The organism is Avibacterium endocarditidis (assembly GCF_965138825.1).
Taxonomy (GTDB): Bacteria; Pseudomonadota; Gammaproteobacteria; order Enterobacterales; family Pasteurellaceae; genus Avibacterium; species Avibacterium endocarditidis.
Map to the genome: position 1 here is coordinate 141681 of NZ_CBCSDH010000002.1, position 12609 is coordinate 154289.

Sequence of the window (12609 nt, forward strand, 5' to 3'; positions counted from 1 at the left end):
GAGCAAAAAATAAAGTGCGGTGGAAAATCACCGCACTTTTCTTTCGCCATTATTCTTATGTTATGATACCTACCCTTTTCACCTAAATAAGACAACCAATGACAGAACAAAAACAAAAACTCGATCCCGATACAGCCATTGATATTGCCTACGATATTTTTCTTGAAATGGCGGGGGAAAACCTTGATCCCGCAGATATTCTGCTTTTTAATCTCCAATTTGAAGAACGCGGCGCGGTAGAATTTGTCGAAACCGCAGAAGATTGGGAAGAAGAAATCGGCGTGCTAATTGATCCTGAAGAATATGCCGAAGTTTGGATCGGCTTAGTCAATGAGCAAGACGAAATGGACGATATTTTCGCGAAATTCCTCATTTCTCATCAAGAAGAAGATCGCCAATATCATATTATTTGGAAAAAATAATGCGATAAAAAGTGCGGTGAAATTTTTTCAATTTTTCACCGCACTTTTTCTATTTGAAAGAAGAATTATTGACCGATATATTCAAACACAATAATTGATCCTGGGTTTGCCATTTTTGATGTTGGCGTGTCATCTAACTGACGACCGTTCCCCATATTGTCTGTTACCACATAGATTTTGCGGGTATCAGGGCTCACTAACGCATTGCGATAACGGTTTGCACTGGTGAAATATTTCGCGGTATCCCCTTGCACATTGCTTGCGTCTTCATTCATTTTTACTTGATAAATCGAACCGCTCTTATAGGTTGCTAATAATAATGAATTGCGGAACTCTGGGATTACGCCGTCTTTTGGATAATAAACCGCATTACCTGGGGCAATGGTTGGCCAACAAATATATGACAACTTGCCACAAGTCGCATTGGTGTAGTTGTAGTTATTATTAACCGTGAAGAAAGTTTTTACCGGATCAACCACAGGCTCTTTGTAATCCGTTTCTTTTTGCGTTGGCACGCCTTCAGGGATCACATTCGGATCATATTTCACGCTCGGGCAATTCACCGCTGCCGAATAGTTAGCATAAACATAAGCCAAATCATCTTTAAAGCCCGCAACGTGCGGCCAGCCGTAGTTTCCACCCGCTTCAAGTTTGTTCAATTCATCATCACTTGATGGGCCTTGTTCTGTGCTATAAAGGTGATTCCCCACCCACACTAAACCTTGTGGATTGCGGTGTCCATAAGTATAAACATGGCTTTTCACGCCTTTAATTACAGGGTTATCATCAGGGATTGAGCCATCTTTGTTGATACGCAAGGTTTTGCCGTTATAAGCACTGTGATCGTGATTTTTCACTTGTTCTGCCGTTGGTAATTTTTGTGAAGTGATTTCATCACAAACGTGTTTACCTTGGTTATAACCTAAATCACCTGTGGTGTAATAAAGTTTGCCATCTGGGCCAAATTTAATGCGTCCTGCATTGTGATCCACGCCTGCGATAATGTGGTCAATCACAATTTGCTCATCACCTAATTTATTGGCTTTCGCATCATAGGTTAAACGTACAATACGGGCGAATTTTTTCTCGCCATCAGCATAAGTATAAGCCGCATAAGCATAAGGCTCACCTGCATCAAAATTTGGATCTAAGGCTAACCCTAACACGCCTTGATGTGGAAATTTCTCATAAGCATTAGCAAAATGATACAACACGGTTTTCTCACCTGTTTTTGGATCAATGCTCACGATATTTCTGCCTGCACGTTCTGTCAGCCAAAGTTGCTCTTTCGACCCCCAGATCATCTCCCAACCGCCATCAACATTATTAGCAATAACCGTTGCTTCAAAACGTGAACCAAAATCCACCTTGCCATCTTTGCTGACTACATCAATGGCACTGGCACTTGTTGCTGCAAAAGCAAATAATGCGCCTGCAAAAGCTAATTTTTTCATTAATTTCTCCTAAGGTTAAAAAATCGTGCGGATTCTATCACAAGCGAAAACGTGCCAATACCTATTATTGGAAAAGGTGTTTTTCTTGCTAGGAAACATTTTATTGATACGAAAAAAATGCGGTGAAAAATCACCGCACTTTTATTTTCAAATTAAAAATAAATTAACGCCACGCTTTGTATTGGTTGATTAAACCGTTGGTTGAGCTGTCGTGGCTGGTGATTTCGTTGTTGTTTTCAAGCTCTGGTAAAATGCGGTTGGCGAGCTGTTTGCCAAGCTCTACACCCCATTGGTCAAAGCTGAAAATGTTGAAGATTACACCTTGCGTGAAGATTTTGTGTTCGTACATTGCAATGAGTGCGCCCAAGCTAAATGGGGTAATTTTTTGCAATAAGATGGAATTGGTTGGTTTGTTACCTGTGAACACTTTAAATGGCACGATGTCTTTCACTTCATCAAGGGATTTGCCCGCTTTGACAAATTCTGCTTCCACTTCTTCTTTGCTTTTACCGAAAGCCAGTGCTTCAGTTTGAGCGAAGAAGTTAGACAATAATTTCAGGTGATGATCTGAAAGTGGGTTGTGGGTTTGTGCTGGGGCAATGAAATCACAAGGAATTAAAATTTTCCCTTGGTGAATTAATTGATAGAACGCGTGTTGTCCGTTTGTCCCAGGTTCGCCCCAGATAATTGGACCAGTTTGATAATCTACTACTTTGCCATCACGTCCCACATATTTTCCGTTTGATTCCATATTGCCTTGTTGGAAATAAGCAGCGAAACGGTGTAAATATTGGTCATATGGCAAAATCGCTTCGGTTTGTGCACCAAGGAAATTGGTGTTCCATAACCCCACTAAGGCAAGAGTCGCTGGGATATTTTCAGCCAGTGGTGCATTGCGGAAATGTTTATCCATTTCGTGCGCGCCTGATAACAAGGCTTCAAAGTTTTCAAAACCGATAGAAAGGGCGATAGATAAACCGATAGCCGACCATAAGGAATAGCGTCCGCCAACCCAATCCCAGAATTCAAACATATGTGCGGTATCAATGCCGAATTTTTCCACTTCTTTTGCGTTCGTTGAAAGTGCGGCGAAATGTTTTGCAATATGTGCTTCATCTTTCGCACTGGCTAAGAACCAATCACGGGCAGAATTTGCGTTGGTCATTGTTTCTTGCGTGGTGAAAGTTTTTGATGCTACTAGCACTAGGGTGGTTTCTGGGTTCACTTTTTTCAAGGTTTCCGCGATGTGCGTGCCGTCCACGTTAGACACAAAGTGCATATTGAGGTGGTTTTTATAAGGACGCAAGGCTTCAGTTACCATATAAGGCCCTAAATCCGAGCCACCAATGCCGATGTTAATCACATCAGTGATCGCTTTGCCTGTGTAGCCTTTCCATTCGCCCGAAATGACGCGATCACAGAAAGATTTCATTTTCGCCAGCACGGCATTCACTTCAGGCATTACATCTTTGCCGTCCACCAATACAGGGGTATTTGAACGGTTACGAAGTGCGGTGTGTAAAACAGCACGATTTTCCGTGCGGTTGATTTTTTCCCCAGTGAACATTGCTTCTGTGGCTTCCTGCAAACCACATTCTTCCGCTAATTGACGTAATAACTCTAAAGTTTCTTGGGTAAGGTTATTTTTTGAGTAATCCACCAAAATCTCGTTATCAAAGGTTAAAGAATAATCTTTAAAACGATTGGGTTCTTGCGCAAATAATTGCTGGATCGTGGTTTCACCTAGGTTACTTTTGTGTTGTTCTAAGGCTTTCCACGCGTTAGTGGTAGTTGGGTTGATATTTTTCATTGTTTTTCCTTTAATTGTTAAGAATAGAAATCCATTTTTATAACAGCACGATTAAATCGTTTATAAAAACACCAGATTAATCAATATATTCCGTCAAAACTCGTGGGGTGAGTTTTGTTATTAATTCATAACTTAAAATGCCGCTTATTGCTGCGATTTCTTCGATAGGCAATTCCTTGCCCCATAAGATCACTTCATCGCCCACTTGATCTTGGCTGTCTTTGCCAAGATCAACGGTGAGCATATCCATTGATACTCTGCCCACAATTGGCACAAGGCGACCATTAAGATAAACGGGCGTTCCCATTGGCATATCTCTTGGATAGCCATCGCCATAGCCAATGGCGACCACACCAATTTTGGTATCTTGTTCGCTCACCCATTTTCCGCCATAGCCTACAGGTTCGCCCTTTTTATGCTCACGCACCGCAATCAGTGATGAAGTTAGCGTCATTACAGGAATTAAGCCGTATTCTCGGCTTGGTACATTGTTCGGCGAAATGCCGTATAAAATAATGCCGGGGCGAATCCAATCTAAATGCGCTTCGTGCCAAAATAAAATGCCCCCTGATGCCGCAATGCTACGCTCCCCTGCTCTATTTTCGGTAGCTTGAAGAAAGGCGTTAAGTTGTTTTTGCGTGTAATCAGATTCTAATTCATCGGCACGGCTAAAATGACTGACGAAACCAAAGTGCGGTTCAATATTTGGACATTTTTCAAGGGCTTGGCAAAATGTTTCCACTTCATCTAAGGCAACACCAAGGCGATGCATTCCCGTGTCAATTTTAAGCCAGACTTTAATCGGGTTAGGTAAATCGGCTTGCTGTAAAGCTTCTAATTGTTCTTTGTTATGCACGATAGTTTGGATATTATTCACCGCAATAATCGGCAAATCTTTGGCGCGGAAAAAGCCTTCTAATAATAAAATGGGCTTGGTAATGCCGTTGGAACGCAACGTCAGCGCTTCTTCTAAACGTGCCACACCAAAGCAATCGACAAATTCTTCCAACACGGACGCCACAAACGCCACGCCGTGTCCATAGGCATTGGCTTTTACCACCGCGATCACCTTGCTATTTGGCGCTTTTTGTTTGATCACCTTGATGTTATGTTTTAATGCGTGCGAACTAATTTTTGCTGTTGCGGGTTTTACATCAATCATAATGCCTACTCGTGAATATATTCTGGCTGATCTTTAAGGTTGTCAAAACGGGAAAATTGTCCGTTAAATTTCAACCGCACTTTACCAATTGGGCCATTACGTTGCTTACCGATAATAATTTCCGCAATGCCTTTTTCTTCTGAATTCTCGTTGTACACTTCATCGCGATAAATAAACATAATCAAATCCGCATCTTGCTCAATAGAGCCAGACTCACGCAAATCCGAGTTTACTGGGCGTTTATCCGCGCGATTTTCCAAGGTACGGTTAAGCTGAGAAAGGGCAATCACTGGCACTTCCAGCTCTTTGGCTAAAGCTTTCAAAGAGCGTGAAATTTCTGCAATTTCTAAGGTACGGTTATCAGAAAAGGCTGGCGCACGCATTAACTGCAAGTAATCCACCATAATCAGGCTCAAGCCACCGTGTTCGCGGTATACTCGTCTTGCACGAGAACGCAATTCGGTTGGCGTTAAGCCTGAAGAATCATCAATATACAAATTTGGCTTTTGTTTAAACACTCCTAAAGTGCTGGCAATTTTCGCCCAATCCCCTTCATCTAGACCTTGCCCTGTGCGGATTTTCGTTTGATCCACACGAGAAAGAGAGGCTAAGGAACGCATCATAATTTGTTCTGATGGCATCTCTAAACTGAACACTAGCACAGGTTTATCACTGGCTAATGCGGCATTTTCACACAAGTTCATCGCAAAGGTGGTTTTCCCCATAGAAGGGCGTGCGGCGACAATAATTAAATCAGAAGGTTGCAAGCCTGCTGTTTTGCGGTCTAAATCGATAAACCCTGTGGTTACCCCTGTTACCCCGTTATGGGTTTCGCTCGCGCTTAGCAATTCAATTTTATCAATGGTTTTATCTAAAATATCAATGATATTTTGCGGCCCTTCGGTCGCTGTGGTACGCTTTTCTGCAATGCTAAACACTTCGCGCTCGGCATCATCAAGAATTTCTTTAACATCTCGCCCTTTGGTTTGATAGCTCATTTCAGCAATTTTATTACTGGACGCAATTAGCTCACGCAAAATGGCTTTTTCTCGCACAATATCCGCATAAGTCAGCACGTTCGCTGCACTTGGCGTATTTTTTGAAAGCTCGGCTAAATAGGCAAAACCGCCCACTTCTTCGCTCACGCCAGCGGCTTTTAAGGTTTCATCTAAGGTTAAAAGATCCACAGGTTTATTGTTGCGGATCAAATTCATTATGTGTTGAAAAATTAGACGATGCTCAAAGGTATAAAAATCTTCGGCAATAATGCGCTCAGATACGGCGTCCCAATGGGCATCTGTCAGCAACATACTGCCGATGACCGCTTGTTCTGCTTCAATGGAATGAGGGGGAATGTTAATCTGCTCAACTTTTTTATCTTTCGAGCTTGAAGGGTATTGTTTCGCCATAAATCCGTTTTTGATTACGATAAAAATTTATGCCTATCATATACCAAATTGCAGGGAGAATTAAGAAAAAGAAAAAGAAAAAGAAAAAGAAAAAGGGATTTTATTTCTGATCAAAAGAAAACCGCAACTTTGACGAATCGCTCAAAGTGCGGTTATTTTTTCTCAAGTTTTTATCGTTTGCTTTTTTAAACGAAAGCAACGTGATGGATTATTCCAACGCCAACAAGGCAAAGGTCGCAAGCCAGTGCGCACCGCTGTAATGACTACCTACAACGTGATCTAAGCTTGCTTGAAGATGCTGTTGAATGGCATTTTTAAGTGCTGTTTGTAAGGCGTGATCCGCAGGTAGCGCTTTTGCGATGTGTTTGAAGCACCACGAACGGCTCAGATTCAAGCCATCTAAATGGGCAATTTTTGGATCAGCACGATCGCTCACTTCTGCCGGACTTAGCAAAGTGTTGAGCTGTTGTTCAGGCAAGAACTCGGCAAACCAAGCTGGGAAATCCGCTAACACTTTACTCATTAACAAGGCTTCCGTTAATGCCCCTGAAAGATAATCGTCCCCTGCGGGTTCATAATTGGCTGGGTAATTTTTATCTTGGCGATAATAACGTTCGGTCGCCTGTAAAATGGCATTTTCCAATTCTTGATCCTGCATTGCTCTTGCATAATCCAACGCCAAAACCAATGCAAAGGCGGTGTTAAAATGCGTCCCAACACGAATTGGATAGCTTAATTTACCTAGATAATCGAGTAATTTTTGGCGAATATCCAAGGTGAGCGGTTGCAATAATTCATACCATTGCTCTGCTTGCGGTAAGTCGGATTGTTTAAGCTCTTGAGCAAGCGCCAAGATCCACGCATAACCATAAGGGCGTTCAAAAGAAGCACGGAATGGCGCGTGAAAATAAGCCAACTCGTGCGCCACATTTTCTGCCGTGAAATGTTCGGCGAATAATTTTTCGATCTCCGCTTTGCTGTCTAAATTAGGATAAATTTTTACACAGCGTAATAAAAGCCAATAGCCGTGAACCGCAGAATGCCAGTCAAAACAGCCGTAAAAAATCGGGTGTAACTGACGCGGCGATTGCACATCGGCTTCAGAATTAAGCAGGTGCATTATATGATTTGGGTATTCTTGGCGTAAAAATTGCAAGGGCATATTGGCAAATTCAGTCGCCTGTTGTTGAGTGAGTTTCATACTTGCTCCCTAAAAAATAATGAAATACATCAGAATAATATTGGCGATCAAAATAGATACCGCAGAAGGAATCTGCACTTTGATCACTTGATATTTATCTTTTAATTCTAACAATGCGGCAGGCACGATATTAAAGTTTGCTGCCATTGGGGTCATTAATGTACCGCAATAACCCGCATACATACCAATCGCAAACAGCGGTGCTGGATCAGCATTGTGCATCGTCACTAAAAACGGCAGGGCAATCCCCGCACTTAGCACTGGGAAAGCAGCAAAGGCGTTACCCATAATCATTGTGAAGAGCGCCATTCCTAAGCAATAAGTGGCAACGAGTAAGAAACGATTATTTGGGTCGATAAACAAGCTCACCACTTTTTGCACCGATTCCCCAGTGTTCGCTGCCACAAATACACCGCCTAACATTGCCAACATTTGCGGTAAAATTGCTGCCCAGCCAATGGTGTCCACCAAACGTCTGGATTGGCTTACCGCTTGCAATGGCGAGCCGCCTGTGAGTTTCCAACCGACTAATAACGCGGTGATACAAGCTAAGCATAATGCAGCAAGGGTGAGATATTTTTGATCAAGCAAGAATACGCCACCGATGGATACGCCTTTCAGGAAGATCGTTCCGATCACTGTAACCACAGGAATTAATACTGCGGGCAAGAATAACCAGTTTTTCAATTTATTTGATGAAGCTTCACGTTGCTCATCAGTTGCCATTGGGTATTCGCCTTTTCCTACTAAGCCAAGTCCAGCCAATAACGCAATGACGATTACAACTGCCCCAACAATGCGGTAAGTAAGCGCTTTTCCTAAGGTAGCGATCATTAAATCACTAAATAAGAAAATGCTGCCAAATAAGAACCAGAAAAGTGCGGTGGTAAATCGTTTAGCATTTGCTTTATCACGCAAGGTCATTACCACGAGTATCATCACAATAATGCCAATTAAATAATAAACGGAATTAATGCTGATTAAGGTCATTTGCTCGCCTCCTCTGTTGCTTTACCTGTTTGGGCTTGCCACGCCAACACATCGCGATGAATACTCGCATCAAGGCGTACAAGGCGGAACATATGAATCACTAATGCAGCAATCGCAGTTGGAATTGCCCATAATCCAATGTGTAATGGCTCTACGTTGGTGATGCCGTTTTCTTTCAAGAAAGCATCAATCAGCAATACCGCACCAAAGGCGATAAAAATATCTTCTCCAAAGAATACGGCAATATTGTCGCAGGCGGCGGAATGAGCTTTGATTTTATCGCGAATATGCTGTGGTAAATCACCATATTTATTGACCGCAGCCCCTTCTGTCATCGGTGCAAGCAAAGGACGTACAGTTTGTGCGTGTCCGCCTAAAGATATTAAACCTAATGCGGCGGTAGCTTCACGCATCACAAAATAAAGCATCAAAATGCGTGCTGAAGTAACACTTGCCATTTTCGCCACCCAAGCCTGAGCGCGCTCTTTCAAGCCGTAATATTCTAATAATCCAATAACCGGCAAAATCAGGATAAATGTGGCAAGAGAACGGCTGTTAATGAATTTTTCACCGAAAGTTTCCAGTAACAGACCAAAATCCATTCCCACCATTAAACCTGTGGCTAAACCTGCCGCAACCACCACAAGTAGAGGATTAAAACGTAAGGCAAACCCAATTACAACAATGGGAATACCCACCAAAGGAAGTAGCGTTGCGCTATCCATAAATCAGACCTCCATAACATAGGATAAAAAGAAAAAATGCGGTTGAGAATCAACCATCTTGAAAGAATATATGGAAGTGTTAACGAATTGTAAACAGAGTTTGACGAGATTAGAGAGCTAGATCACATTTTTAGCGCATAAAAAATGCGGTGAAAAATCACCGCACTTTGTTAAAAGAAAAAATTACATCACCGATACATTAAGTTTTGAATCGCCTACGATTTGAACTTTTGCACCCGGAACAAATTTTTCGTTGTATTTTTGTACAACAACAATTTGCTTACCATCATTTTTTCGGATCACTAATTCTTGTGCATTCACTTGGCTTGCTTTTTCTTCTACTTTGCTACCAATTACCGCACCCGCGATTGCGCCTACAGCCGTTGCAATAGCTTGACCTGTGCCGCCGCCAATGCCAGAACCTGCGATACCACCAAGCACACCACCACCAACTGTGCCGATCACACCTTCATTTTCCGCTTGAATTTTCACCGCTCTTACAGAAACGATTGTGCCATAGCTGATTGAACGCGCTTCTTTTGCTTGTCCGCCAGAATACACATCACCGCTGTAAATATCCTGATTTGCGCAACCTGCTAAGCCCAAGCTCATTAAAATCGCTAATGCTAAACTCATTTTTTTCATAAGAAATACACCTTTATTTAACTAATTATCTTTATTCCCTTATCAAGACGCCACAATCGTCTTAATATGATAAGGATGCACCTTAATGCACACGGCGTTATCACCACTCACTGCAATTGAAGGATTTGGGAGCGTTTCACCCTCTACCTTAGGTTCACTCACTTTGACGCGTACATCTGTGATTTTGTTCCATAAAAAATGTGAATTTATCCGTTCAATCCACGCATTTGCTGTTTCCTTAGGCAAAAAAGGAATAACCGCTTCAATATGCTCCCAACCTTCTTGTGGATATTGTTTATTTTTCGGGAACGGCAATTCCACGATTTGCACTTGCTGATTAGCAAACGTTAATGGTGTATCTAATTGAATAAGATAGATTTTTCGCCCATTAACGAAATTATCGCTTAAAATTTTACCGCACTTTAATAACTCACTGAGCCAGCGTTGCGCGGATTGCTCGCTGTTCACTCGCACAGCAAGATGATCAATCACATAATCTTGCAACGGCAACGCCATTTTTTCCGCTAGTTGTAAAATATGCTGCTCAAATTTGGCAAACTCATCGTAGGAAAAGAAAGGGTTGTCAAAAAATGAAAAATTTTGCACCGCTCTTGTCATTTTTTCTTGCTTTGTCTTTGTCTTAATTCAGAAAGAAGGTATCATAGCGTATTATTTTATTTTCACAATTAAAAATTAAGGATAAACCGTGAATATTCAATCCATTTTATCTGACAAAATTAAGCACGCGATGATCCAAGCAGGCGCTGATGAACAATGCGAAGCCCTAGTACGCCAATCTAACAAACCACAATTTGGTGATTATCAAGCTAACGGCATTATGGCAGCGGCGAAAAAATTGGGTTTAAATCCCCGTGAATTTGCACAAAAAGTGCTAGAACATCTTGATCTTAGCCCTATTGCCGACAAAATTGAAATTGCAGGCCCTGGCTTTATTAATATTTTTCTTTCACCAACTTGGCTTGCGGATAACGTGCAAACCGCATTAAAAGACGATCACCTTGGCATTCACACGGATAAAAAAGAAACCATCGTGGCGGATTATTCTTCACCTAATGTAGCAAAAGAAATGCACGTTGGGCATTTGCGTTCAACCATTATTGGTGATGCCGTAGTGCGTACCCTTGAGTTTTTAGGGCATAACGTGATCCGTGCGAACCACGTTGGTGACTGGGGAACGCAATTCGGTATGCTTATCGCCTATTTAGAAAAAATGGAAAATGAACACGCTAGTGAAATGGAATTAAGCGATTTAGAAGCCTTTTACCGTGCGGCGAAAGAACATTACGACAACGATGAAGCCTTTGCTGAAAAAGCCCGTGGTTATGTGGTGAAATTGCAAAGTGGCGATGAATACTGTCGCGCAATGTGGAAAAAATTGGTTGATATTACAATGCAACAAAATCAACGCAATTACGATCGCCTAAACGTTACCTTAACAGAAAAAGATGTGATGGGCGAAAGCCTGTATAACCCAATGCTCCCTGCTATTGTGGAAGATTTGAAAGCGCAAGGATTGGCCGTGGAAGATGATGGCGCATTGGTGGTTTATCTTGATGAATTTAAAAACAAAGATGGCGATCCAATGGGCGTGATCGTGCAGAAAAAAGATGGTGGATTTTTATACACCACCACAGACATCGCTGCCGCCAAATATCGTTATGAAACCTTAAAAGCCGATCGCGTATTGGTGTTCTCGGATACCCGTCAAAGCCAGCATATGCAACAAGCGTGGTTGATTACCCGCAAAGCAGGTTATGTGCCAGAGAGTTTCCAATTAGAGCATAAAAACTTTGGAATGATGCTTGGCAAAGATGGTAAACCGTTCAAAACACGCAGCGGTGGCACAGTAAAATTAGCGGATCTTCTTGATGAAGCCATCGAGCGTGCGGATAAATTAATTAGCGAAAAAAGCACCGCACTTTCTCCTGAGGAAAAATCAGCCGTAGTGGAAGCGGTGGGAATTGGCTCAGTGAAATATGCGGATTTATCCAAAAATCGCACTACCGATTATGTGTTTGATTGGGATAATATGCTCAGCTTTGAAGGCAACACCGCGCCTTATATGCAATATGCTTACACGCGTATCCGCTCCATTTTCAACAAAGCTGGCATTAGCCCTGCACAGCTTGCAGATGCGCCAATCAAAGTAGTCGATGAAAAAGAGCGTGCTTTAGCCATTAAATTGCTCCAGTTTGAAGAAGCAATCCAACAAGTGGCAAAAGAAGGTTCACCACATATTCTTTGCGCCTATCTTTATGAATTAGCTGGCGTGTTCTCCAGTTTCTACGAACATTGCCCAATTCTTAACAATGAAGATGAAAGCATTAAACTCAGCCGTTTGAAATTGGCCTTACTCACAGAGAAAACCTTAAAACAAGGGTTGGATCTGTTGGGGATTAAGACTGTTGAGAAAATGTGATTTATTGTAACACCAAAGGCTAACTTTTCAGTTAGCCTTATTTTTTGACTAATCAAAATAACTATCGAAATGCCAATCTTCTTTGTAGGGGATTAATTGGTTCTCAATTTAAAAGTGGAAATAGCCAAGCAGTACAAATTCCTTCAAGCTTTCGTTTAGATCTGGATACAATAGAGATTCTACAAGGTAAAAATGGTGATGTTATTTTACGCCCTTTTAAACCTAAAGCGGATTTAAACTTTCTTGAATTATTTTTAGATTTTGATGAAAATCTTATTAACACATTAGAAAATTAAGAGAAATAATTTCTACAAATTAAATTATAAAATATGAGAGCTTCTTTTTTAATTT

12 protein-coding genes are annotated in these 12609 nt (G+C 41.7%); 3 read left to right on the forward strand and 9 right to left on the reverse strand.

Translation table 11 applies throughout. The features are described from left to right. Window positions 1-98 precede the first annotated feature (98 nt). Entirely contained in the window at window positions 99-422 is a 324-nt protein-coding gene (locus ACNAV8_RS01735) for an HI1450 family dsDNA-mimic protein (RefSeq protein ID WP_103853038.1), read from the forward strand. Window positions 423-487: 65 nt separating this feature from the next. Here the strand turns inward: ACNAV8_RS01735 and ACNAV8_RS01740 are convergent, their stop codons facing one another. From ACNAV8_RS01740 to ACNAV8_RS01780, 9 genes are all read right to left on the reverse strand, one after another. Further along, entirely contained in the window at window positions 488-1876 is a 1389-nt protein-coding gene (locus ACNAV8_RS01740; protein WP_103854977.1) for a glucose/sorbosone family PQQ-dependent dehydrogenase, read from the reverse strand. Window positions 1877-2039: 163 nt separating this feature from the next. Next, window positions 2040-3686, reverse strand: a complete 1647-nt coding sequence (pgi, locus tag ACNAV8_RS01745) for a glucose-6-phosphate isomerase (RefSeq protein WP_415777099.1) — start codon at window positions 3684-3686, stop codon at window positions 2040-2042. Between the two features lie 76 nt (window positions 3687-3762). Beyond that, window positions 3763-4845, reverse strand: a complete 1083-nt coding sequence (alr, locus tag ACNAV8_RS01750; protein ID WP_415777132.1) for an alanine racemase — start codon at window positions 4843-4845, stop codon at window positions 3763-3765. Window positions 4846-4853: 8 nt separating this feature from the next. Further along, entirely contained in the window at window positions 4854-6257 is a 1404-nt protein-coding gene (locus ACNAV8_RS01755) for a replicative DNA helicase (protein WP_103855283.1), read from the reverse strand. Window positions 6258-6465: 208 nt separating this feature from the next. Next, window positions 6466-7458 (reverse strand): DUF2891 domain-containing protein, encoded by a 993-nt coding sequence (locus tag ACNAV8_RS01760; RefSeq protein WP_103855282.1) that lies wholly within the window; start codon window positions 7456-7458, stop codon window positions 6466-6468. Window positions 7459-7467: 9 nt separating this feature from the next. Beyond that, the gene (locus ACNAV8_RS01765) at window positions 7468-8448 is read right to left on the reverse strand and encodes a DUF979 domain-containing protein (protein ID WP_103855281.1); all 981 of its coding nucleotides are present in this window, start codon (window positions 8446-8448) and stop codon (window positions 7468-7470) included. Beyond that, on the reverse strand, window positions 8445-9173 hold the full coding sequence (locus ACNAV8_RS01770) for a DUF969 domain-containing protein (protein WP_415777100.1): 729 nt from the start codon (window positions 9171-9173) through the stop codon (window positions 8445-8447). The genes ACNAV8_RS01765 and ACNAV8_RS01770 overlap by 4 nt, the downstream gene beginning before the upstream one ends. 183 nt (window positions 9174-9356) lie before the next feature. Beyond that, on the reverse strand, window positions 9357-9818 hold the full coding sequence (locus tag ACNAV8_RS01775) for an outer membrane lipoprotein (protein ID WP_103853046.1): 462 nt from the start codon (window positions 9816-9818) through the stop codon (window positions 9357-9359). 42 nt (window positions 9819-9860) lie between these two features. Continuing rightward, complete coding sequence (locus ACNAV8_RS01780) at window positions 9861-10436, reverse strand: VOC family protein (RefSeq protein ID WP_103855280.1); 576 nt, start codon at window positions 10434-10436, stop codon at window positions 9861-9863. 88 nt (window positions 10437-10524) lie between these two features. Between ACNAV8_RS01780 and argS the strand changes: the two genes are divergently transcribed. After that, window positions 10525-12258, forward strand: a complete 1734-nt coding sequence (gene argS / locus ACNAV8_RS01785) for an arginine--tRNA ligase (RefSeq protein ID WP_103855279.1) — start codon at window positions 10525-10527, stop codon at window positions 12256-12258. Between the two features lie 44 nt (window positions 12259-12302). Next, complete coding sequence (locus tag ACNAV8_RS01790) at window positions 12303-12554, forward strand: antitoxin (RefSeq protein ID WP_245872567.1); 252 nt, start codon at window positions 12303-12305, stop codon at window positions 12552-12554. The last annotated feature ends 55 nt before the right edge of the window (window positions 12555-12609 follow it).